This is a genomic window from Amycolatopsis sp. NPDC050768 (assembly GCF_040654155.1).
GTDB lineage: Bacteria > Actinomycetota > Actinomycetes > Mycobacteriales > Pseudonocardiaceae > Amycolatopsis.
In genome coordinates this window covers 366,700-388,069 of sequence record NZ_JBFAHL010000001.1, presented here as the reverse complement: position 1 = coordinate 388,069, position 21,370 = coordinate 366,700, and the positions used below count along the sequence as shown (strand labels likewise).

General features: G+C 67.8%; 23 protein-coding genes. 12 read left to right on the top strand and 11 right to left on the bottom strand.

Annotated features, from left to right (window positions below; translation table 11 throughout):
• Nucleotides 1–19: 19 nt before the first annotated feature.
• The gene (locus AB0H62_RS01945) at nt 20–499 is read right to left on the bottom strand and encodes a hypothetical protein (RefSeq protein WP_255638650.1); all 480 of its coding nucleotides are present in this window, start codon (nt 497–499) and stop codon (nt 20–22) included.
• A gap of 230 nt (nt 500–729) precedes the next feature.
• Between AB0H62_RS01945 and AB0H62_RS01940 the strand changes: the two genes are divergently transcribed.
• Both AB0H62_RS01940 and AB0H62_RS01935 read left to right on the top strand, forming a co-directional pair.
• On the top strand, nt 730–1,953 hold the full coding sequence (locus tag AB0H62_RS01940; protein ID WP_220246204.1) for an NADP-dependent isocitrate dehydrogenase: 1,224 nt from the start codon (nt 730–732) through the stop codon (nt 1,951–1,953).
• Between the two features lie 236 nt (nt 1,954–2,189).
• Nucleotides 2,190–2,504, top strand: coding sequence for an SH3 domain-containing protein (locus tag AB0H62_RS01935; protein WP_255638651.1), 315 nt, complete (start codon nt 2,190–2,192; stop codon nt 2,502–2,504).
• Between the two features lie 30 nt (nt 2,505–2,534).
• On the opposite strand, the gene AB0H62_RS01930 is transcribed toward AB0H62_RS01935, so the two are convergent.
• The 3 genes from AB0H62_RS01930 to AB0H62_RS01920 form a co-directional block, all read right to left on the bottom strand.
• The gene (locus tag AB0H62_RS01930) at nt 2,535–3,092 is read right to left on the bottom strand and encodes a permease (RefSeq protein WP_360583569.1); all 558 of its coding nucleotides are present in this window, start codon (nt 3,090–3,092) and stop codon (nt 2,535–2,537) included.
• A 121-nt stretch (nt 3,093–3,213) separates the two neighbouring features.
• Complete coding sequence (locus tag AB0H62_RS01925; protein WP_360583567.1) at nt 3,214–3,783, bottom strand: WHG domain-containing protein; 570 nt, start codon at nt 3,781–3,783, stop codon at nt 3,214–3,216.
• A gap of 42 nt (nt 3,784–3,825) precedes the next feature.
• Nucleotides 3,826–4,566 (bottom strand): MBL fold metallo-hydrolase, encoded by a 741-nt coding sequence (locus AB0H62_RS01920; RefSeq protein ID WP_220246207.1) that lies wholly within the window; start codon nt 4,564–4,566, stop codon nt 3,826–3,828.
• A 41-nt stretch (nt 4,567–4,607) separates the two neighbouring features.
• Between AB0H62_RS01920 and AB0H62_RS01915 the strand changes: the two genes are divergently transcribed.
• Nucleotides 4,608–5,423 carry an exodeoxyribonuclease III gene (locus tag AB0H62_RS01915; protein WP_220246208.1) on the top strand — a complete coding sequence of 272 codons (816 nt, stop codon included), beginning with the start codon at nt 4,608–4,610 and terminating at the stop codon, nt 5,421–5,423.
• Between the two features lie 132 nt (nt 5,424–5,555).
• On the opposite strand, the gene AB0H62_RS01910 is transcribed toward AB0H62_RS01915, so the two are convergent.
• Nucleotides 5,556–6,275, bottom strand: coding sequence for a chitinase (locus AB0H62_RS01910; protein ID WP_220246209.1), 720 nt, complete (start codon nt 6,273–6,275; stop codon nt 5,556–5,558).
• A 461-nt stretch (nt 6,276–6,736) separates the two neighbouring features.
• On the opposite strand from AB0H62_RS01910, the gene AB0H62_RS01905 reads away from it, so the two are divergent.
• The 5 genes from AB0H62_RS01905 (at nt 6,737) to AB0H62_RS01885 (ending at nt 10,480) form a co-directional block, all read left to right on the top strand.
• Nucleotides 6,737–7,069, top strand: a complete 333-nt coding sequence (locus AB0H62_RS01905; RefSeq protein WP_360583564.1) for a hypothetical protein — start codon at nt 6,737–6,739, stop codon at nt 7,067–7,069.
• Nucleotides 7,070–7,184: 115 nt separating this feature from the next.
• Nucleotides 7,185–8,207: a tryptophan--tRNA ligase gene (trpS, locus tag AB0H62_RS01900; RefSeq protein WP_220246211.1), complete on the top strand. Its 1,023-nt coding sequence runs from the start codon at nt 7,185–7,187 to the stop codon at nt 8,205–8,207.
• 25 nt (nt 8,208–8,232) lie between these two features.
• Entirely contained in the window at nt 8,233–8,898 is a 666-nt protein-coding gene (locus AB0H62_RS01895) for a hypothetical protein (protein ID WP_360583562.1), read from the top strand.
• The gene (locus tag AB0H62_RS01890) at nt 8,899–9,411 is read left to right on the top strand and encodes an AAA family ATPase (RefSeq protein ID WP_360583560.1); all 513 of its coding nucleotides are present in this window, start codon (nt 8,899–8,901) and stop codon (nt 9,409–9,411) included. It begins immediately after the preceding gene.
• A 55-nt stretch (nt 9,412–9,466) separates the two neighbouring features.
• The gene (locus tag AB0H62_RS01885) at nt 9,467–10,480 is read left to right on the top strand and encodes a YhjD/YihY/BrkB family envelope integrity protein (protein WP_360583558.1); all 1,014 of its coding nucleotides are present in this window, start codon (nt 9,467–9,469) and stop codon (nt 10,478–10,480) included.
• A 7-nt stretch (nt 10,481–10,487) separates the two neighbouring features.
• On the opposite strand, the gene AB0H62_RS01880 is transcribed toward AB0H62_RS01885, so the two are convergent.
• A complete protein-coding gene (locus tag AB0H62_RS01880; RefSeq protein ID WP_360584632.1) occupies nt 10,488–11,663 on the bottom strand; it encodes a serine hydrolase in 1,176 nt (391 codons plus the stop codon).
• A gap of 94 nt (nt 11,664–11,757) precedes the next feature.
• On the opposite strand from AB0H62_RS01880, the gene AB0H62_RS01875 reads away from it, so the two are divergent.
• Nucleotides 11,758–12,012 carry an SCO4848 family membrane protein gene (locus AB0H62_RS01875; protein WP_220246216.1) on the top strand — a complete coding sequence of 85 codons (255 nt, stop codon included), beginning with the start codon at nt 11,758–11,760 and terminating at the stop codon, nt 12,010–12,012.
• Nucleotides 12,013–12,241: 229 nt separating this feature from the next.
• Here AB0H62_RS01875 and AB0H62_RS01870 read toward each other — a convergent pair whose 3' ends face one another.
• From AB0H62_RS01870 to sdhC, 5 genes are all read right to left on the bottom strand, one after another.
• Nucleotides 12,242–13,165, bottom strand: a complete 924-nt coding sequence (locus tag AB0H62_RS01870) for a hypothetical protein (protein WP_220246217.1) — start codon at nt 13,163–13,165, stop codon at nt 12,242–12,244.
• 175 nt (nt 13,166–13,340) lie between these two features.
• Nucleotides 13,341–14,111, bottom strand: coding sequence for a succinate dehydrogenase iron-sulfur subunit (locus AB0H62_RS01865; RefSeq protein ID WP_220246218.1), 771 nt, complete (start codon nt 14,109–14,111; stop codon nt 13,341–13,343).
• A complete protein-coding gene (gene sdhA / locus AB0H62_RS01860) occupies nt 14,111–15,865 on the bottom strand; it encodes a succinate dehydrogenase flavoprotein subunit (RefSeq protein WP_220246219.1) in 1,755 nt (584 codons plus the stop codon). The genes AB0H62_RS01865 and sdhA overlap by 1 nt, the downstream gene beginning before the upstream one ends.
• 50 nt (nt 15,866–15,915) lie before the next feature.
• Complete coding sequence (locus AB0H62_RS01855) at nt 15,916–16,332, bottom strand: succinate dehydrogenase hydrophobic membrane anchor subunit (protein WP_220246220.1); 417 nt, start codon at nt 16,330–16,332, stop codon at nt 15,916–15,918.
• Nucleotides 16,333–16,334: 2 nt separating this feature from the next.
• A complete protein-coding gene (sdhC, locus tag AB0H62_RS01850) occupies nt 16,335–16,778 on the bottom strand; it encodes a succinate dehydrogenase, cytochrome b556 subunit (protein WP_354876176.1) in 444 nt (147 codons plus the stop codon).
• A 696-nt stretch (nt 16,779–17,474) separates the two neighbouring features.
• Here sdhC and AB0H62_RS01845 point away from each other — a divergent pair.
• From AB0H62_RS01845 to AB0H62_RS01835, 3 genes are all read left to right on the top strand, one after another.
• A complete protein-coding gene (locus tag AB0H62_RS01845) occupies nt 17,475–18,620 on the top strand; it encodes a BMP family ABC transporter substrate-binding protein (RefSeq protein ID WP_220246222.1) in 1,146 nt (381 codons plus the stop codon).
• Nucleotides 18,621–18,698: 78 nt separating this feature from the next.
• On the top strand, nt 18,699–20,264 hold the full coding sequence (locus AB0H62_RS01840; RefSeq protein ID WP_220246223.1) for an ABC transporter ATP-binding protein: 1,566 nt from the start codon (nt 18,699–18,701) through the stop codon (nt 20,262–20,264).
• Nucleotides 20,264–21,361: an ABC transporter permease gene (locus AB0H62_RS01835; RefSeq protein ID WP_220246224.1), complete on the top strand. Its 1,098-nt coding sequence runs from the start codon at nt 20,264–20,266 to the stop codon at nt 21,359–21,361. The genes AB0H62_RS01840 and AB0H62_RS01835 overlap by 1 nt, the downstream gene beginning before the upstream one ends.
• Nucleotides 21,362–21,370 lie beyond the last annotated feature (9 nt).

Here is a 21,370-nt window from a genome sequence, read left to right as displayed (position 1 = left end):
CACTGCGCCCCGAACCCCATCACCGCACAGGTCGCCGCCGCACCACCGTGGTCGCCAGACTCGTGCCGACCAGCAGGAACCCGCTGGCGAGCAGTGCACCGGAGAACAACCACGACGTCAGCCCGAACGACAGCCCGCCGCGTGGCAGCACGTCGAGCAGGTCGAAGCCCCATTCCGGCACAGCCAGCACGACGACGCCCGGCAACACACCCCACACGAGCCCGCCCAGCAGCGGACCCGACGACGACCACGCGCCCAGCGCCGCCACCAGCAGTAACAGGATCGCGCCGCCGGCGATCAGGGCGATGCCGAGTGCGTCGCGGCGCGTGCTCATCACCGCGATCAGCGTTTGCTGCCGGTAGCCGCCGTAGCTGAGCAGGCCGAGTGCGACGGGCGTGACCACGAGGCCCAGCAGCCCGCTCAGCACCCGGGGGACCGCGCGGCCGCGCGGCGGGACCGTGGCGGGTTCAAAGCTGGTGTACGGGTCGGAATACGACATAGCGTGACCTCCCGGATGAATGGTTCCCCGATGGGATGGTCGCCGACCTCACCCGGTTCCGCGACTCGCGAACGCGTGGCGTGCCCACCCGTCGGAGCCTCGCGCCAGGGGTGGAGACTTGATGCCGACCACTTCTGGAACCATCCAGCTCCGGCAAGCAGTACGCTTGTACCGCTACCGACGAAGTCGAAGAAATAACGCGAAGATCCGCGGAAGGAGCACCGCTGCTCATGGCCAAGATCAAGGTCCAGGGCACCGTCGTCGAGCTCGACGGCGATGAGATGACCCGCATTATCTGGCAGTTCATCAAGGACAAGCTGATCCACCCGTACCTGGACGTCAACCTGGACTACTACGACCTGGGCATCGAGGAGCGGGACCGCACCGACGACCAGATCACCATCGACTCCGCCAACGCCATCAAGAAGCACGGCGTCGGCGTCAAGTGCGCCACGATCACGCCCGACGAGGCGCGCGTGGAGGAGTTCGGCCTGAAGAAGATGTGGCGGAGCCCCAACGGCACCATCCGCAACATCCTCGGCGGCGTGGTCTTCCGCGAGCCGATCATCATGCAGAACGTGCCGCGTCTGGTACCGGGCTGGACCAAGCCGATCATCATCGGCCGTCACGCCCACGGCGACCAGTACAAGGCCACGGACTTCAAGGTCCCCGGCCCGGGCACGCTGACGATGACCTACACCCCGGCCGACGGCTCCGAGCCGATGGAGTTCGAGGTCACCAACTTCCCCGAGGGCGGCGGCGTCGCCATGGGGATGTACAACTACCGCAAGTCGATCGAGGACTTCGCGCGCGCGTCGCTGCAGTACGGCCTCGACCGCGGCATGCCGGTCTACCTCTCCACCAAGAACACGATCCTCAAGGCCTACGACGGCATGTTCAAGGATGTGTTCCAGGAGATCTTCGAGGCGGAGTACAAGGCCGACTTCGACGCCAAGGGCCTCACCTACGAGCACCGCCTCATCGACGACATGGTCGCCGCGGCGCTCAAGTGGGAGGGTGGCTACGTCTGGGCCACCAAGAACTACGACGGTGACGTGCAGTCCGACACCGTGGCCCAGGGCTTCGGCTCGCTCGGCCTGATGACGTCGGTGCTGCGCACGCCGGACGGCAAGACCGTCGAGGCCGAGGCCGCCCACGGCACGGTCACCCGCCACTACCGCCAGCACCAGCAGGGCAAGCCGACCTCCACGAACCCGATCGCGTCGATCTACGCGTGGACCCGGGGCCTGGAGCACCGCGGCAAGCTCGACGGCAACGCGGAGCTCATCGGCTTCTCGAACACCCTCGAGCGCGTGGTCATCGACACCGTCGAAGGCGGCAAGATGACGAAGGACCTGGCGCTGCTCGTCGGCAAGGAGCAGGCGTGGCAGACCACCGAGGAGTTCCTCGGGACGCTCGACGAGAACCTGGCCAAGAAGATCGCCCAGGGCTGATTCGAAGGCCGCACCAGCCACCGGCTGAACTGCCTTTCCCACCACCGCGAAGGGGCACCTCGGAGGAGTCTTCCGAGGTGCCCCTTCGTCGTGACTACCGGTTGTCACCAGAGGGTGACGCTGTTGGCGCCTCCGGGTGGTCTGTCCGACCGGACCTGTCGGGCGGACCCACTCCGTGTCTACCCTGGTGGAGCCCGATTTTTCGCGACTGACGTTTTGGTGACGGAGGAGCGGCCGTGATCCTGGGGTTGATACCGAAGAAGACCCTGATCATCATCGGTGTGATCGTTGCCGTGATCGTGATCTACGTCCTGAACCAAAAGGGCCAGGCCGACGCCCAGGGTTCCCCGACCGGGTGCAAGGTCGCGGTGACCGCCGACGTCCTCAACGCCCGCGAAACCCCGGACGGCAACGGCAAGATCGTCGGCAAGTACCTCAACGGCGCCGAGTTCGACGCGATGCCGGTGCAGCAGAACGGATTCCGCGAGGTCGCCAAGGACAAGTGGGTGGCGAGCAGCTTCGTGAAGCCACTCGAGGGTTCGAAGTGCTGAATGGTTTCGGCGCGAACGGGCGCTGAAGGGCTAAAGGCCCGCGAAGTCCAGCGCCACCGTGATCACGCCTGAAAGCGCCGCGATCAGCGCCAGCGTGCGCGCCTTGCGCCGGTCGCGCTTCGCCGCGGCCCGCCAGTAGAGGCCGATCCCGACCACGAGCAGCAGGACCTCCACGGTCATCGACACCGCCGGCAGCCGCCACAGGCCGAAGCCGAACGTCGGCAGGTTGCCCGCGTTGCCGGGCAGGATCGGCAGGTCGGCGCGGTGCACGACGAGGTCGAGCAGCCAGTGCGAGAACGCCACCGCGCCGAGCGCGACGCCGGCGCTGCGCCCGAGCCACCGCGCCGCGACCAGGCCGAACAGGGCGGAGAGCACGAGCGCGCCGACGAGCGAGTGGGTGTAGTCGGCGTGGATCACGCCCTCGCCGTAGCCCGTGCCGCCCGACTGATCGATGGTCTCGATTCCGGTCAGGTAGAGCGGCGTGAACACGATGTCGAGCCACGCGGTCGCGAGCATCAGCGTCCACACGGGAACGGCGGGCCGGCCGGCTTTCACGGCGGCGGCGAGCCCGAAGTGCCCGGCGATCATCTGCCGACCTCGTTCTCGGCAGGCGTGGCCTTGGCCTTGGCCTGCCAGGGGAACCGCGCGTCGGGGATTCCCAGCGCGACGGTGAACAGCAGAACGGCGAGGACGAAGGACATGGTTCTCCTCAGCTGGCGTAGTCGGTGATGCCGCGGACGAGCATCGTTTTCAGGAGCGTGAAGCTGGCGTCGGCGTCTTCGGGCCGGCCGAAGCCGCCGGACGCTTCGAGGCTCGCGAAGCCGTGCACGGCCGCGCGCAGACACCGCGTCGCGTGCACGGTCTTCGCCTGGTCGAACCCGTACGGGCGAAGCACGGCGAAGGCGACTTCGGCGACGCCATGGGTGGCCTTCGCGAGCTCCTCGTCGCCCTCGTCGGGCGCGGTTTCCAGTGCGGCGACGCGGTGGGGGTGGGTGCGCAGGTACGCGCGGTAGGCGTCGGCGAGCGCCTCGATCGCGTCGTCACCGGAACGGCCGGTCGCCGCACCGCGCAACGCTTCGGTCATCTCGGCGACCACGCGCAGGTCGACCAGCCGGCGCAGGGCGGCGAGCCCGCCGACGTGCTTGTACAGCGAGGGCGTGGCGACGCCCGCGCGTTCGGCGACCTTGGCGAGGCTGAGCGCGTCGGCGCCGTCGGCGTCCACCACCTCGAGGGCGAGGGTGACGACGGCGTCCGGCGTGAGGCCGGCTCTAGGGGACATCGGGTTGGCTAACTGTCATAGCTTTAAAGCTAATCCTGTTAGCTAGTGGGCGTCAAGCTCGATGGTCAGGCCTTCGTCCGCGATGAGCACCTCGCCGTCGAACTCCCGGCGCGCCTCCGCGGCGGACACGGAACGGTCGGCGCCGGGCCAGAAGTGCGTCAGCAGCAAGGTCTGGACGCCCGCCTCGGCCGCCGTCCGCCCGGCCTCCGCGGCGGTGAGCAGGTGGCGCGGTTCGTCCGGCGGCTCGCCTTGGAGGGTGGCTTCGCAGATGAGCAGCTCGGCGTCGCGCGCCAGCTCCACGAGCAGCCGCGACGGGCCGGTGTCGCCGGAGTACGCGACGGTGCCGTGCGGCGAGCTCAGCCGCACGCCGTGGTTGGGCACGTGGTGGGGGAGCGGCGTGGAGGTGAGCTGCCAGGGGCCGACGGTTTCGGGCCGCGCGAAGGTGCGGATGTCGAAGATCGTGGCCGGGTGCGGGCGCGGCTCGGCGGCTTCGAGGCGGCGCAGGACGCCGGGGGCGCAGTGCAGCGGCAAGCGCTGGTCCTCGACGGTGTAGTGCCACGCGCGGCTGAGCGCGGTGAGGTCCGCGATGTGGTCGGGGTGCTCGTGGGTGATCACGACGGCGTCGAGGTCTCTCGCGGCGACGTGCGTGAAGAGCCGGCTCGCCGCGCCGTACCCGAGATCGAGCACGATGTGGTGGTTTCGTTGTGAGAGAAGGAATCCCGCGCACGCGCGGCCGGGTTCGGGCCAGGCGCCGCAGCTGCCGAGCACGGTGAGTCGCGCCATGCGCGCAGTCTGGCACAGGATTGTCGGACCCGGCGGGTAGCGTGCGCGGGGTGCTGACCGTCTCCACCGTGAATGTCAACGGCCTGAGGGCCGCCGTGAAGAAGGGCTTCGTCGAGTGGCTCGCCACCACGAAGGCCGACGTCGTCGCCTGCCAGGAGGTGCGGGCCGAGGCCGCGCAGCTGCCCGCGCACGTGGTCGAACCGGAGGGTTGGTTCGCCGCCCACGCGCCCTCGGTTGCGAAGGGGCGAAACGGCGTCTCGCTCTACAGCCGCGTCGAGCCCGACGAAGTGCGCGTCGGCTTCGGCGAGCCCGAGTTCGAGGACAGCGGGCGCTACCTCGAGATGCACTTGCCGGGCGTCGTCGTCGCGAGCCTGTACCTGCCGAGCGGCGATGTCGGCACCGAGCGCCAGGACGAGAAGGAGCGCTTCATGGCGGCCTTCCTGCCCTACCTCGGCGAGCTGCGCGCCAAGTCCGCCGCGGCCGGCCGCGAGGTCGTGGTGGTGGGCGACTGGAACATCGCCTACGACACCGTCGACCTGAAGAACTGGAAGGGCAACCACAAGAATTCGGGCTTCCTGCCCGAAGAACGCGCCTGGCTCGGCCGCGTCTTCGAAGAGGCTGGCTACGCCGACGTGCAACGCCGCCTCCACGACGGCCCGGGCCCCTACACCTGGTGGTCCTACCGCGGCCAGGCCTTCGACAACGACTCCGGCTGGCGCATCGACTGCCAGCTCGCCACCCCGGCCCTGGCCGACGCCGTACAGTCGGTCGTCGTGGAGCGCGCCGCCACCTACGCCGAACGCTGGTCCGACCACGCCCCCGTCACGGCGACGTACGACGTGCCTTTCCCGCGCTGATCTCTCACCGAAGCGCGGTGCGGCCCCGGCCCCGGCGCCGGTTTCGCCGCCGCCGAGGCTGATTTCCTTACCTGCCAAGCAGAAGGGCCCCTCAGCCGCCACCGAGGGGCCCTGCCGGCAACCTCGGCAGCGTCAGCAGCTGAGGTTGCCACCCGGGTCGACGCCCAGGATGCCGGTGATCTTGTTGTACGCGTCGATGCGGCTCTGGACCTGGGCGGGGTTGCCGCCGTTGCATTCGATGGAGCCGTTGATGCTGCGGATCGTCTCGCCGAAGCCGCGGCCGTTGACCATGGCGTCGTGCGGGGTCATGGTGCCGGGGCCGGACTGGGTGTTCCAGTACCAGAGGCCGGTTTTCCAGGCGACGGCCGAGTCGTTCTGCACGAGGTTCGGGTTGTTCAGCAGGTCGATGCCGAGCGCGTCGCCCGCGGCTTTGTAGTTGAAGTTCCAGCTGAGCTGGATCGGGCCGCGCCCGTAGTACGCGGCGGTGCCCGCGGGGCAGCCGTACGACTGGCTCGTGTCGCAGTAGTGCGGGTAGTTCGCGGTGTTCTGCTCCACGATGTACACCAGGCCACCGGTTTCGTGGCTCACGTTCGCGAGGAACGCCGCGGCTTCCTGCTTCTTCACGGTGTCACTGCCGGAATTCGCGAAGCCGGGGTATGCGCCGAGCGCGTTGGTCAGTCCACTGTAGCTGTAGAACGAGTTCCGGCCCGGGAACATCTGGTTGAACTGCGACTCGCTGACTACGAAGCTCGCGGCCGGCGCGGCATTCGCAACCGTGGTGGCCGGCACGAGCACCGTGATCGCGGCCGCGGCGGCCATCCCGACGGCGGTGAGGATCCTTCGGAGAGACATGGGCTCACTCCTTTGTTCGCCCCTGAAGTGGTCTATACCACAGAGGTATAGACCAATCGCTCGGGAGAAAACAGGGCCTAGTGTCGTGATTCGGTCAAGAAGACGCGATCAGACCAACAAGGTTGGTGAATAACTTGCTGTCCGTAGTTCGTCGCCGCCAAACGGGTGAACGTTTTTCACATTTTGCTCGCGCCGCGCGACCGGAACCGGACCAAGCCGACACTCGTGACAGCCGTTCGGGCGACCTCGGCGGCCCGAAAAACCGGCGAAAGAGCGCTGACCACCGGTGACACCGTCAGCCCGGGGGTGGTCACCTGCCCTCCCCGGACGGGCGCTAGTCTCGGCGCCCGAGTTGATCAGAACCGACAGGTCTTGACACGCTCGGTAGTTTTTTCACTGTATGACTCATCCTTACGGGTGAGAGATCTCGCCAGGAACATCACTTCGCGGGAGGCACTCCGGTGCGCAACCCAGGTCATCTCCTGTTGCGGTGCACGCTGCGCTCGGCCCGGTCGGCGACGCTCGCCGTGCTGCCGGCCGTCCTGCTGCTCGCGGGCAGCGGCACGGCGCTCGCCGACGACAGCGTCGTCCGTGCGGAGACCCCTTCGGCAGGCTTCGGCATCCTCGGCCCCGTCGGGCTGGTCGCCGTGGCGCTGGGCATCGTCGGCATGGCCCTCGGCGTCCTGCGCCAGCGCCGCAAGACGCGCGCGGCGACCGCGACGGCCCTGCCCACCCCCGAGCCTGCCGACACCGAGGAGCCCACCCGGCCCCTCGCGCCGATCCAGCACCCCTAGTAACGCCCTGGAAACGCCCTGGCACCCCGCCGAAGCCCCACTGAGAACCCCCGCCGAGTACTCCAGAGAGACCTCCCTGTGACCCGCCTCTCCGGCTCCTGAAAGAATCGCCGACGTGTCCGACGAACAGAACGGGCGCCTGCGGGTGCTTTCCGGGATCCAGCCGACGGCCGACTCGTTCCACCTCGGCAACTACCTCGGCGCCCTGCGGCAGTGGGTGAAGCTGCAGGACACGCACGAGACCTTCTACTGCGTCGTCGACCTGCACGCCATCACGGTGGAGCAGGACCCGAAGGTGCTGCTGGAGCGCACGCGCCGTTCGGCCGCGCAGCTGCTCGCGATCGGCGTCGACCCTGACCGAAGTGCCCTGTTCGTCCAGAGTCACGTGCCCGAGCACGCGCAGCTCGGCTGGGTGCTCGAGTGCCAGACCGGTTTCGGCGAGGCCAGCCGGATGACGCAGTTCAAGGACAAGTCGGCCAAACAGGGCGCCGACCGCGCCAGTGTGGGCCTGTTCACGTACCCGATCCTGCAGGCCGCCGACATCCTGCTCTACCAGGCCAACGCCGTGCCGGTGGGCGAGGACCAGCGCCAGCACCTGGAGCTCACGCGCAACCTCGCGCAGCGCTTCAACAACCGCCTCGGCAAGACGTTCACGGTGCCCGAGCCCTACATCGTCAAGGACACCGCGAAGATCTACGACCTGCAGGACCCGACGGCGAAGATGAGCAAGTCGGCGTCCGCGGCCAACGGTCTCGTCGAGCTGCTCGAAGACCCCAAGCGCTCGGCCAAGAAGATCCGCTCCGCCGTGACCGACACCGGCCGCGAGGTCAAGTTCGACGCGGAGAACAAGGCCGGCGTCTCCAACCTGCTGAGCATCTACTCGGCGCTCACCGAGCGCTCGATCGCCGACCTCGAAGCGGCGTACGAGGGCAAGGGCTACGGCGACCTGAAGAAGGACCTCGCCGAGGTACTCGTCGAGTGGGTCACGCCGCTGCAGGCAAGCGTCCAGTCCTATTTGGACGACGTCGCCGAGCTCGACAAGGTTCTTGCCCGCGGTGCGCAGCGTGCCCGGGAGGTGGCAGCGCCCACGCTCGCCACCGTGTACGAGCGGTTGGGCTTCCTGCCTGCCTCTCGCTGATCGAGCTTTTGTCCGGGGGACAAAAGTGAAGACACGTCGGCCGGACCCGAACTCCGTCAACTTCGAGCGCACCGACCTCGTGGGCGACGGCAAGGGCCCGCTCGACACCTCGGCCATCACGTACTCCAAGGCCGACGGGCTGGCGCTCAACAAGTGCGCCTACGCCCTGGAGCCGAAGGACGGCACGCTGCAGGAGAGCCTGGCCGTCGCGGTGTCGCAGCCCGCGTACGTACCTCCCGTGGCCGACACGCCAGCAGCGTTCGCCGGCGCACCGGCGAGCATCACGCTCGGCCCGGTGCACGCGTACTCGAAGCGCCGCCCGGTCCCAGCGCCCGACGCTTCGGGCCAGGCCACCGTGATCCTCGGCGACACCATGGCGAGCTTCGACTTCGACCTCAAGGGCAACGGCAGCGTCGGCAAGCTGCAGGACATCGCCAAGCGCGTGATGCAGAACCTCGAGAAGCAGGCAAACGCGCCGGCCGGCCCGAGCATCGTCGGCTACTCGAGCCCGGTCTTCCCGGAACCGGTCGCACAGCCGTGCCCGCTGCTCACAGCCGACGTGGTGAGCCCCGCCATCGGCACCGACGCGTCGACCACGACGGCCACCCCAACGGCAGCACCCTCGCCGAGGCCAACCAGCCTGCTGGTGCCCGCCGGCCAGAAGATCGCCCAGGGTTTTCAGGGGACGTAAGTGCGGCTGATCGTCCTCAACGGACCGCCCGCCATCGGCAAGTCGACGTTGGCGGAGCGGTTCGCGGAGGCCCACCCGCCGACGCTGAACCTCGACGTCGACCGCGTGCGCTCGCTCGTCGGCGGCTGGCGCGCGCGGCCGAAAGAGTCCGGCTTGGCGGCGCGCGCGTTGGCTCTCGCCGCCGCCCGCGCGCACCTCACCGCGGGCCACGACGTCGTCGTCCCGCAGCTGCTCGCACGCCCGGATTTCCTGCTGCAGCTGGAAGAACTGGCCCACGACGTCGGCGCTTCGTTTCATGAACTCGTGCTCTGGGACACCCGCGAAAACGTCCTCAGCCGCTTCGCCTCGCGCACGCCCGGGCCGCATCACCACGACACGACCGCGGCCGATGTCGCCGCGTTCTATGGCCGTCTCGAATCCCTCCTCGCCGACCGGCCGCGGGCACGGGTGATCACGACGTCGGCCGGTCGCGTCGGCGACGCCTACCGAGCGGTGCTCGCCGCCCTGGACTGACCCCCGGGTACCCGCTCGCGTTGCGACTATCACCCACCGTGGTTAGCGTTTTACGGTGGCGAACAAGACTGGTGACCAGGAAAAGCTGCTGCCTCGGCTGCGGCGGAAGTACCCGTGGCTGGATCACCTGATCCGAGCCAACGAATCCTTCGGCGAGAACTACGGCAACCACTACGCCGCCGCCATCACGTACTTCAGCGTGCTGGCGGTTTTCCCGATCTTCATGGTGGCGTTCGCGATCGTGGGCATGGTCGTGGGCGGCGACCCGGCGGTGATCGCCCAGATCACCAACGGCATCAAGAGTTCCGTGCCTGAGGCGTTGCAGGGGCTCGTGACGCAGATCGTCGACGCGGCGATCAAGTCCGGCAGCGGCATCGGGATCTTCGGTCTGCTCCTGGCGCTCTACTCGGGCATCGGCTGGATGTCGAACCTGCGCGACGCGCTCACGGCGCAGTGGGGGCAGGAGAAGAAGCCGCAGCCGATCGTGTCGACGACGATCAAGGACCTGCTGTCGCTCGTCGGGCTCGGCGTGGCGCTGATCGTGTCGTTCGCGGTGACCGCCGCGGGCGGCGGGGTGGGGCAGTACCTGCTCGAGCTCGTCGGCCTGGAGCACGAGACCTGGGCGGTCTGGGTGCTGCGGGTGGCCACGATCATCCTCGGCCTGGCGGCCAACACGCTCGTGTTCCTGTGGGTCATCGCGCGGCTGCCGCGCGAGCACGTGGCCATGCGCAGTGCGGTGAAGGGCGCGATCGTCGCCGCGATCGGGTTCGTCATCCTGCAGCAGGTGGCGTCGATCTACCTGGCGAGCGTGACGAAGTCGCCGGCGGCGGCGATCTTCGGGCCGATCATCGGTCTGCTCGTGTTCGCGAACCTCGTGTCGCGGTTCATCCTCATGGTCACGGCCTGGACCGCGACCGCGAAGGAGAACCAGCGCAAGGTCGTGCGGCCGCCGGCGCCGGTGCTGCTGGAGCCGCGCGTGACCGTCCAACGCGGGTTCGGTCTGGGCACGGCCGCGGGCGTGTTCGGCGTGGGTGCGCTGCTCGGCTGGATGGGGCGCCGGCGGGACTAGGCCCGATCTACTGCTGGGCCTGCTTCTTGCGCTGGTGGCCGATCACGAACCCGCCGATGATGATCAGGGCGACCACCAGCGTGAGGATCCAGCCCGTGGTGCCGAACGGGTCTTCCTTCGCGGGCGCGGCCGACGATGCGGCGCCGGCGGCGACGTTCGCCGGGGGACCGGGCGGCGCCGTGGCCACGAGGGCCTCGTACGCGATGCGCCCGACGGGCTCGGCGTGGTCGGCTTCGAGCGCGAAGCCGTAGTCGAGCAGCTTGCCCGCCTGGTCCACGACCTTCGTGGGCCGCTGCTCGGCGCGCATCATCACCACGGCGAGGCGGTGGCCGTCCTTCTCCGCGGCGCCGACGTAGGTGTGGCGGGCGTCGTCGGTGAAGCCCGTTTTGCCGCCGAGGAAGCCGGGGTAGACACCGAGGAGCTTGTTGTCGTTGAAGACCGGAATGGCGGGTTTGCCGCCCGCCGCCGGAATCGTGTACGACTTCGTGGCCACGGCCTGCGCGATCTCCTGCTGCTTCATCGCGTAGTGGAAGATCACGCTCAGGTCGTAGGCCGAGGTCGACATTCCGGGCCCGTCGAGGCCCGACGGCGTCGCCGCGCGCGTGTCCGTGGCGCCGATGCGCCTGGCCAGCAGGTTCATCTTCGTGGTCGCGATGTCGACCCCGCCGAGCGCGGTCGCGAACGCGTGGGCGACGTCGTTGCCCGAGTGCATCAGCAGGCCGTGCAGCAGCTGGTCGACGGTGTAGCTCGCACCCGCCACGATGCCGACGCAGGTGCACTCCTGCTCGGCGTCCTCCTTCGTGGGCACCACGATCTGGTCGGGCTTCATCTCGCTGGTGACGACGAGCGCGAGCAGCGTCTTGATGAGCGACGCCGGCCGCTCCCGCGCGTGCGGGTTCTTCGCCGCGACGACGTCGCCGGTGTCGAGGTCCTGCACCACCCACGACGCGGCCGTGTTGCCGTCCGGTGGGTTGAGCGCGCCGTCGGGCAGGATCATCCCGCAGCCGCCCATGCGCAGCCCCCCGACGGGCTCCACGGGCACCGGCAAAGGCGGCGGGGTCGGCTGCCCGGGCGCCGGCTTCTCCGACGTGTCCACCGGCGCGGGCGGCGCGGCCTGGTCCTGACAGGGCTGAGCCTGGGCTACGGCTGCCGTCGGGCCGATTCCACCGCCGAACAGCCCAATGGCCACCACTGCGACGAGAACCGGGAGCGACCGGGAGAAAACGCTGTGCACCCACGCAATCTAGCGGCGCGAGCCCGGTTGCATACTCAGGGGCATGCGCATTTCGCGAGGTACTGCGGTCTTCCTGCTGTTGTTCGGCGTGTGGTCCTGGATCATCTGGATCACCTTCGCCAAGAACCTCTGGGCCAGCTCCCAGTCCTGGTCAGCCGATGGTTCCCCCACGGCGTACTTCATCGTGCACGCGGTGCTCACGGTGGTGTCCTTCGTGCTGGGTACGATCATCGGGGTGCTGGGCTGGCGCGCGCTGCGCTCCACCCGATCGAAGGAACGATCTTCGGGCGATTCCTGAGCCAGGGGCGGGTGGCTCGGCGGTCGCCGGATACGGCCGTCCGCCGGTATGACAGGGGAGCGCGAATGGAGTAGTGTCAGCGCTCACGCGAGCCCTTCCAGCGTCGGCTCGCATTACCCGAATGGAATTTGTATGTCCGGCGGTTCCGAAACGGGTGGCAACTGATCGGTTGTTCCGGTCGCACACCCGAAAAACCCGGAGTCCGCACTCCGGGTTTTTTTTATGACCGTCATAAATCGGGTGAATAGTCGGCGATGAACCCCATGTACTGAGCCATTTTCGGATTCGCCGCGGAGAACTCCACGATCACGTCCTTGCCCTGCCGGAGCCGCCGCAGTCCTTGTGCGCCCTGGTTTCGCACGACGAAGGCCGAGTCGCGCTTGACGTTGCGGAAGATCACCCGGTGCTCGAACTTGCTGATTTCTTTGCGGAACATCACGTCGAACGATTCCGGTTCGGCGCCCGACATCAGGTCCACCGAGTACCTCGGCCAAATCCATTCCACGGTGACCACGTCGCCTTCCTGAACGATCGTGCCGAGGTGGATATAGATGTCCAGTTTCGGTTTTCCGTTCGCGGAGGTGGACCAGATCGAAGTCGCGTTGGCGCGGGTCTTCTGGTCGATGTCTTCGGGCCCGGCGTGGAAAGCCTTGTACTGCACCAATCGACGGGCCCGCTCGGACATCGGCGTGGTTCCGTAGTACACGAGATTCACGGACAGGTAACGCGGGACGTTGTCGTTCGCCTCGTGGAGCACGAGCACGCGCCGGCAGAACGCGTCGCCGTTGTCCTCAATGGTCACTTCCTGCATCCACTCCTGCACGGCGATGGGCTTGCGCGTGCGCCCGGCGAGCGCGTCGGCGTACCGGTGCAGCAGCTCCTCACTGTGCTGCGCCTGGGTGCGGAGTTTGTGGGTGCCGGCGAAGGAGATCGCACTGGCGATCACGAACAGCCCACCCGCGATGCTGGCGAACGTCGTGCGCAACCACTCCATGCCGAGCACCTCGCCGAGCAGGCCCACGCTGCCGAGCATGGCGACCGCCGCCGCGAACACCCGCAAGTAGCCATGTCGGAACACGAGTTCTTCGACATCTGCGATGAACCGTGCCAAGTGTTGGGAAAGCACCTTACGTAGTTCCGCACCAGCACTCATCTGCTCGTTCCCCGTCGCACGACCGTCCGAGTCATCGGTAACTCGTCAGGCTAGTCCCATCACGCACAGTCGCCCTAGCGCCGTTCAGGGGAGTTTTGTCCGCCTTGGCTGCAAATCGGCAACGAAAAGGCCCCCATCCGGCGAACCGGACGGGGGCCTCTCCGCAACGAATTTCTCAGACGCGCTTGAACAAAAGTGCGCGCTTCACTTCCTGAATCGCCTTCGTCACCTGGATCCCACGTGGGCAAGCGTCCGTGCAGTTGAACGTCGTCCGGCAGCGCCACACCCCCTCGGAGTCGTTCAGGATGTCCAGCCGCTCCTCGGCCGCGTCGTCGCGGGAGTCGAAGATGAAGCGGTGCGCGTTGACGATCGCGGCCGGACCGAAGTACGAGCCGTCGTTCCAGTAGACCGGGCACGACGACGTGCAGCAGGCGCAGAGGATGCACTTGGTGGTGTCGTCGAAGCGGTCGCGGTCGGCCTGGGACTGGATGCGCTCGCGGGAGGGCTCGTGGCCGTAGTTGATGAGGTACGGCTTGACCGACCGGTAGGCCTCGAAGAACGGGTCCATGTCGACGTAGAGGTCCTTCAACGTCGTCAGGCCCTTGATCGGGGCGATCGAGATGACGGTCTTCTTGCCGTCCTTCTCGAGCAGGTCCTTCATGAGCACCTTGCAGGCCAAACGGTTGATGCCGTTGATCTGCATGGCGTCGGAGCCGCACACGCCGTGGGCGCACGACCGGCGGAACGAGAACGTGCCGTCGATGTAGTCCTTGACGTAGAACAGCAGGTTCAGCAGCCGGTCGGTGCGCTGCGCCGGGACGTCGTAGGACTCCCAGTGCGGCTCGGTGTCGACCTCGGGGTTGAAGCGCAGGATCTTCAGCGTGACCGTGATCGGCGTGTGGTCCTGCGAGGCCGCGGGTGCTTCTTCGGTGGTTGCCGCAGTCATCAGTACTTCCGCTCCATCGGCTCGTAACGCGTGAAGGTCACCGGCTTGTAGTCGAGGCGGATGTCCGACGACAGCCCCTCGCCCTGCTTGTAGGCCATGGTGTGGCGCATGAAGTTCGTGTCGTCGCGGTTGGGGTAGTCCTCGCGGGCGTGGCCGCCGCGCGACTCCTTGCGCGCCAGGGCGCCCACGATCAGGACCTCGGCCAGTTCGAGCAGGAAGCCCAGCTCAACGGCCTCGAGCAGGTCGGTGTTGTACCGCTTGCCCTTGTCCGACACGGTGATCCGCGTGTACCGCTCCTTCAGCGCCTGGATGTCGGTCAGCGCCTGCTTGAGCGTGTCCTCGGTGCGGTACACCGAGGCGTGCGAGTCCATCGTCTGCTGCATTTCCTTGCGGATGTCGGCGACGCGCTCGTCACCGTGCTCCGACAGCAGGCCCGACAGCTGCTCCTCGACCAGCTTGGTCGGCAGCTCCGGAAGCTCGACGTGCTCGTGGGCCAGCGCGTACTCCGCGGCCGCGATGCCGGCGCGGCGGCCGAACACGTTGATGTCCAGCAGCGAGTTGGTGCCCAGGCGGTTCGAGCCGTGCACCGACACGCACGCGACCTCGCCGGCCGCGTACAGGCCCGGGATCACGTTCTCGTTGTCGCGCAGCGCTTCGCCGTGGATGTTGGTCGGGATGCCGCCCATCACGTAGTGGCAGGTCGGGAACACCGGCACCGGCTCCTTCACCGGGTCGACGCCCAGGTAGGTGCGCGAGAACTCGGTGATGTCCGGCAGCTTGGTCTCGAGGACCTCCACCGGCAGGTGCGTCACGTCGAGGACCACGTAGTCCTTGTTCGGGCCCATGCCGCGGCCCTGCAGCACCTCCTGGACCATCGAGCGGGCGACGATGTCGCGCGGCGCGAGGTCCTTGATGGTGGGGGCGTAGCGCTCCATGAACCGCTCGCCCTCGGAGTTGCGCAGGATCCCGCCTTCGCCGCGGACGGCTTCGGAGATCAGGATGCCCAGGCCCGCGAGGCCGGTCGGGTGGAACTGGAAGAACTCCATGTCCTCCAGCGGCAGGCCCTTGCGGAAGATGATGCCGAGGCCGTCACCGGTGAGGGTGTGCGCGTTCGACGTCGTCTTGAAGATCTTGCCCGCGCCGCCGGTGGCGAACACGATGGACTTGGCCTGGAACACGTGCAGCTCGCCGGTGGCCAGCTCGTAGGCCACGACGCCCGACGCGATCGGGTTGCCGTTCTCGTCCTCGCTGGTCACGAGGTCGAGCACGTAGAACTCGTTGAAGAACTCCGTGCCGTACTTGACGCAGTTTTGGTACAGCGTCTGCAGGATCATGTGGCCGGTGCGGTCCGCGGCGTAGCAGGCGCGGCGCACGGCCGCCTTGCCGTGGTCACGGGTGTGGCCGCCGAAGCGGCGCTGGTCGATCTTGCCCTCGGGCGTGCGGTTGAACGGCAGGCCCATCTTCTCGAGGTCGAGGACCGCGTCGATGGCCTCCTTGGCCATGATCTCCGCGGCGTCCTGGTCGACGAGGTAGTCACCGCCCTTGACGGTGTCGAAGGTGTGCCACTCCCAGTTGTCCTCTTCGACGTTCGCCAGCGCGGCGCACATGCCGCCCTGCGCGGCGCCGGTGTGGGACCGCGTGGGGTACAGCTTGGTGAGGACCGCGGTGCGGGCGCGCTGGCCGGACTCGATGGCCGCGCGCATGCCGGCGCCGCCGGCGCCGACGATCACCACGTCGTACTTGTGGAACTGCATAGGGATTGCTCCGCTTATCAGGAATCGAGCACTGTGTGTGGTGGGTGCGCCTAGCTGGCGGGCATCTCGGGGTCGAACGTGAAGATCACCAGCGTGCCGACGGCCAGGATCAGGACCATCGAGACGTACAGCAGGATCTTCAGCCAGAACCGCGTGGAGTCCTTGCGGGCGTAGTCGTCGATGATCGTGCGCAGGCCGTTGCCGCCGTGGATCTCGGCGAGCCACAGCATCGCGAGGTCCCAGAACTGCCAGAACGGCGAAGCCCAGCGGCCGGCGACGAAGCCCCAGTTGATGCGGTGCACACCGCCGTCGAGGATGTTCATGATCAGCAGGTGGCCCAGCACCAGGATGATCAGCGCGAGGCCCGAGATGCGCATGAACAGCCAGCTGTAGAGCTCGAAGTTGCTGCGGCGGGCCGCCGGGCGCTTCGGGGTGCGCGGCGATTCGATGACGAGCGAGTCGGCCATGGTCAGTTACCCCCGAAGAGCGTCTCGACCGTGCGCTTCAGCATGAAGAACGCACCCGGAATCATCACGACGACCCACACGACACCGATCACCCACAGCATCGTCTTCTGGAACTTCGGGCCCTTGGACCAGAAGTCGACCAGCATGACGCGGACGCCGTTGAGGGCGTGGAAGAGAACCGCGCCGACCAGACCGACCTCGAGCAGGTTCACGAGCGGCGTCTTGTACGTCTCGATCACCTGGTCGTAGGTGTTCGGCGACACGCGGACGAGCGAGGTGTCGAGCACGTGCACGAACAGGAAGAAGAATGTCAGCACGCCGGTGATGCGGTGCAGCACCCAGGACCACATGCCGGGGTCGCCCCGGTAGAAGGTCCCCTGCCGGCGTGAGGCACCCGCCCGATCGCTCGCTCCTGCCTCGGTGGCAGTGCTCGCCGTGGTGGACATCGGTGAACGGCCTCCAACGTCATCTGTTGTGCCCGGCTGACCGGTGAGGTCCGCACCCGCTTCCGCGTCGGTCCACTGGGGACAACGCCGGCAGCGGTGCCGAGATCTAGGGCCATCGAGCGTGGATGAAAGGATGCTAGACCCGCCATCTGGACCCGGCTCACCTCCGGGTTCGTCTCTGTGATGGACCAGACACCCGGAGCGTCCCGCACCACTCGGACGTGTGGCGCCGGCCACGCGGCACGGGCGGTCCAGGGCGAATCCGACCTGGGGCTCCCGGCCCGGTCGATTCGATTCAGCAGGCCGGTACCGCTTGCGGCGGCGGGTGAAAAACCAGCCGGGCCCGAACGGTTTTCGTGATGTCCGCAACGCCCGGTCGGCCAGGCCCTCCGCCGGGGGTGGACGAAGATCGTCCGGACGGGTTTCACCGCGCGGCGACGACGGGCCGCGGGACCCCGGGCTGTGACAGCTGGTGAGTACCTTCCTGAACCAGTTGATCACCGTAAGTACACGATCGGTCGCGAATCAGACCGCTGAGTAAACGTTTGTGTTACGTAGCGTGCCTTTCCTATGGCGGTTGTCTGGCTGTTGGGTACGGTCTGGCGGTTGAACTCGGCACCGAAGGAAGACACCGGTACCGGGTCGCTTCCACTTAGTCCGCTGGATCAGCGGGGAGGGAGACACACGTTGCGTCGCATGCGTGGAACCGCGCTGGCCGCCGCGACCATGGCCGGGGTCCTCACCTTGGCAGGGTGCGCGAAGGACACCGGCGGGGGCAGCAGCAGCAACACCGCCGCGGCTGGCAGCTCTGACACGAGCTGCGTCACCGCGCCGAAGCCGCCCGCGGCTCCGGCAGCAGCCACGACCAGCAGCTCGTCCGGCGAGAAGGTGGACGGCAGCAAGCTCAAGGTCGGCCTGGCGTTCGACATCGGCGGCCGGGGTGACGCCTCCTTCAACGATGCGGCCGCGGCCGGCGTCGACAAGGCGAAGTCCGAGCTCGGCATCACGACCGTCAACGAGAGCACGGCCAGCCCGAGCGAGAGCGAGTCGGCCAAGCAGCAGCGGCTCGAGCAGATGGCGTCGCAGGGCCTGAACCCGATCATCGCGGTCGGTTTCGCCTACGCGCCGTCGGTCGCCGCCGTCGCGCCGAAGCACCCGAACACCCGGTTCGCGATCGTCGACGACGACACCATCAAGCTCCCCAACGTGACGCCGCTGGTGTTCGCCGAGGAGCAGGGCTCGTTCCTGGCCGGCGTCGCCGCCGTCTACAAGAGCAAGAACTGCCACATCGGCTTCGTCGGTGGGGTGAACACGCCGCTGATCCAGAAGTTCGAGGCCGGCTACCTGCAGGGTGCGCGGGCCGTGTCGAACAAGGTCAAGATCGAGGACGAGTACCTGACGCCGGCCGGCGACTTCTCCGGTTTCCAGGACCCGGCCAAGGGCAACGTCAAGGCCGCCGCCGAGATCAACAACGGCGCGGACGTGATCTACCACGCCGCCGGTGCCTCCGGTAAGGGTGTGTTCGACGCCGCCAAGACGTCGGGCAAGGCGTTGGCCATCGGTGTCGACTCCGACCAGTACAACCAGGCCACGGTCGCCGCCGACAAGGACATCATCCTCACCTCGATGATGAAGCGCGTGGACGTCGCGGTGTTCGACTTCCTGCAGGCCGACGCGAAGGGTGACCTGAGCGTGCTGCCGCAGCGCTTCGACCTGAAGGTCGACGGCGTCGGCTACGCCACCTCCGGCGGCAAGGTCGACGACATCAAGGACGTGCTGGAAGGGTACAAGGCCCAGATCATCTCGGGCGCCATCCAGGTTTCGGACAAGCCGACCAAGTAGTACACGCCACGTGCCAGGGCTCGGAAGGATCTTCCTTCCGAGCCCTCACGCGTTTCGACAGAACTGGATGCCTCTCCCATGAGCACTGCCGAGGCCGATGCCGTCCCCGACCGGGGCACGACGGCCGTCCAGCTGACCGGGATCACCAAGCGGTTCCCGGGTGTGGTCGCCAACTCCGACGTCAACCTCACCGTGGCCGCGGGCGAGGTGCACGCCCTCTGCGGCGAGAACGGCGCGGGCAAGTCGACCCTGATGAAGATCCTCTACGGGATGCAGCAGCCCGACGAGGGAACCATCGCCATCAACGGCACCGAGGTGAAGCTGCGCAACCCGCAGGACGCCATCCAGGCCGGGATCGGCATGGTGCACCAGCACTTCATGCTCGCCGACAACTTCACCGTCGCCGAGAACGTGTTCCTCGGCGGCGAGGCCCTGCACGGCATCGGCGGTGAAGCGCGCGCCCGGCTCAAGAAGCTCTCCGAGCAGACGGGCCTGCGCGCCAAGCCGGACGCGTTGCTGGAAGAGCTCGGCGTGGCCGACCGCCAGCGCGTGGAGATCGTGAAGGTCCTCTACCGCGGCGCGAAGATCATCATCCTCGACGAACCCACCGCGGTGCTCGTGCCGCAGGAGGTCGACGCGCTGTTCAGCACGGTCCGCGAAATGCAGGCCGACGGCTACACCTTCCTCTTCATCTCCCACAAGCTCGACGAGGTGCGGGCCATCGCCGACACCGTCACGGTGATCCGGCGCGGCACCACCGTCGGCACAGCCGACCCGAAGACCATCACCAGCCGTCAGCTGGCGGAGATGATGGTCGGTTCGGAGCTGCCCAGCCCCGAGACGCGCGAGTCGACGGTGACCGACCGCGACGTGCTGCGATTGAAGGACCTGAGCCTCACGGCCGAGAACTCCGAGCTGAAGCTGCTGGACGACATCGCGTTCACGGTGCACGCGGGTGAGGTGCTCGGCATCGCGGGCGTCGAGGGCAACGGCCAGACCGAGCTCGTCGAGACCATCATGGGCATGCGCAAGGCCAGCGGCGGGCACATCGAGCTCGCCGAGGCCGACGGCAAAACCCACGACCTGGTGAAGCTGGGCACGCTCGCGCGGCGCGAGGCCGGCATCGGTTACATCGCCGAAGACCGCACGCGCCACAGCCTGCTGCTCACGCAACCGTTGTGGGCCAACCGGATCCTCGGCTACCAGACGCGCAAACCCGTCTCGAGTGGACAGTTGCTGGACATCGCCGGCGCGCGCCGCGACACCGAGCGCATCGTGCGCGAGTACGACGTGCGCACGCCGGGCATCGATGTGCCGGCCGCCGCGCTCTCGGGCGGCAACCAGCAGAAGCTGATCGTCGGGCGCGAGCTGTCGGGCAACCCCGTGCTGCTCATCGCTTCGCACCCGACGCGCGGTGTCGACGTCGGTGCGCAGGCCATGATCTGGGAGCAGATCCGGCAGGCGCGCGCCGACGGCCTGGCGGTGCTGCTGATCTCCGCCGACCTCGACGAGCTGATCGGGCTCTCCGACACGATCCGCGTGATGCTGCGCGGGCGCCTGGTGAGCGAGGCGAACCCCGCCACGGTGACCCCGCAGGAACTCGGTTCCGCCATGACCGGTGCCGAAGAAGGTGAAGAAGCGTAATGACTTCGTGGCGCACGCGGCTGCTGCCGCCCCTGCTCGCGATCGTGTTCGCCGTGCTGCTCTCGGCGATCGCGCTCGTCATCTCCGGCGCCGACCCGCTGGAGGCGTACGGGACCATGGTGGGGCAGCTCTTCAAGGGCTCCACCGCCGTGGACACGGTGAACCTCGCGACGGTGTACTACCTGTCCGGGCTCGCGGTGGCCATCGGCTTCCAGATGAACCTGTTCAACATCGGTGTCGAGGGCCAGTACCGGTTCGCGGCCGTGGTCGCCGCGATCATCGGCGGCGCGCTGCAGCTGCCGCCGATCCTCCACACCATCGTGATCCTGATCGTCGCGGTCGCGTCGGGTGCGCTGTACGCGCTGGTCCCCGCCGTGCTGAAGGTGACCCGCGGCGTCAGCGAGGTCATCTCGACGATCATGCTGAACTCGATCGTCGCCGGCATCATCGCGTTCCTCGTCAACGCCGACCAGTTCGGCGTGCAGTCGGGCAACAACATCGGCACGCGCACGATCGCGCCGTCGGGCCGGATCCCGGGCGTCCCCCTCGGCTCGGGCGTGCTGTTCGGGTTCTTCTTCATCGCCATCGTGATCGGCATCGCCTACTGGTTCATGCTCAACCGCACGCGGTTCGGCTTCGAGCTCAAGGCGAGCGGTGAGTCGTCGACGGCGGCGGCGGCCGGTGGCGTGAGCGCGAAGCGGATGACGCTGATCGCGATGCTGCTCTCCGGTGCGGTGGCGGGTCTCGTCGCCATGCCGGAGCTGCTCGGCCGCGACTACAGCTACGGCATCACGGCCACGCAGATGTACGGCTTCACCGGCATCGCCGTGGCGCTGCTGGGCCGCAACCACCCCGGCGGCATCGCGTTCGGCGCGCTGCTGTGGGCGTTCCTCGACACCTCGGCGGTGTCGCTGGAGCAGATCAACGTGTCCAAGGAGATCGCGACGATCATGCAGGGCATCATCGTGCTGTCGGTCGTCGTCGCGTACGAGATCGTGCGCCGCGCCGACCTCGCGGCCGAACAACGCAGGGTGGGCCGGGCGCTCGCCGGCAACGGGCGCAAGGGTGCCTCCGTCGCGGAAGGCGGTGCGGTGTGAGCCAGGTGA

Coding starts and splice junctions, on each gene's coding strand:
- AB0H62_RS01845 (WP_220246222.1), top strand. CDS start 17,475: ATGCGTGGAACCGCGCTGGCCGCCGCGACCATGGCCGGGGTCCTCACC.
- sdhC (WP_354876176.1), bottom strand. CDS start 16,778: ATGTCCACCACGGCGAGCACTGCCACCGAGGCAGGAGCGAGCGATCGG.
- AB0H62_RS01940 (WP_220246204.1), top strand. CDS start 730: ATGGCCAAGATCAAGGTCCAGGGCACCGTCGTCGAGCTCGACGGCGAT.
- AB0H62_RS01840 (WP_220246223.1), top strand. CDS start 18,699: ATGAGCACTGCCGAGGCCGATGCCGTCCCCGACCGGGGCACGACGGCC.
- AB0H62_RS01835 (WP_220246224.1), top strand. CDS start 20,264: ATGACTTCGTGGCGCACGCGGCTGCTGCCGCCCCTGCTCGCGATCGTG.
- AB0H62_RS01855 (WP_220246220.1), bottom strand. CDS start 16,332: ATGGCCGACTCGCTCGTCATCGAATCGCCGCGCACCCCGAAGCGCCCG.
- AB0H62_RS01930 (WP_360583569.1), bottom strand. CDS start 3,092: ATGATCGCCGGGCACTTCGGGCTCGCCGCCGCCGTGAAAGCCGGCCGG.
- AB0H62_RS01925 (WP_360583567.1), bottom strand. CDS start 3,783: ATGTCCCCTAGAGCCGGCCTCACGCCGGACGCCGTCGTCACCCTCGCC.
- AB0H62_RS01875 (WP_220246216.1), top strand. CDS start 11,758: ATGCGCATTTCGCGAGGTACTGCGGTCTTCCTGCTGTTGTTCGGCGTG.
- AB0H62_RS01910 (WP_220246209.1), bottom strand. CDS start 6,275: ATGTCTCTCCGAAGGATCCTCACCGCCGTCGGGATGGCCGCCGCGGCC.
- AB0H62_RS01870 (WP_220246217.1), bottom strand. CDS start 13,165: ATGAGTGCTGGTGCGGAACTACGTAAGGTGCTTTCCCAACACTTGGCA.
- AB0H62_RS01865 (WP_220246218.1), bottom strand. CDS start 14,111: ATGACTGCGGCAACCACCGAAGAAGCACCCGCGGCCTCGCAGGACCAC.
- sdhA (WP_220246219.1), bottom strand. CDS start 15,865: ATGCAGTTCCACAAGTACGACGTGGTGATCGTCGGCGCCGGCGGCGCC.
- AB0H62_RS01945 (WP_255638650.1), bottom strand. CDS start 499: ATGTCGTATTCCGACCCGTACACCAGCTTTGAACCCGCCACGGTCCCG.
- AB0H62_RS01920 (WP_220246207.1), bottom strand. CDS start 4,566: ATGGCGCGACTCACCGTGCTCGGCAGCTGCGGCGCCTGGCCCGAACCC.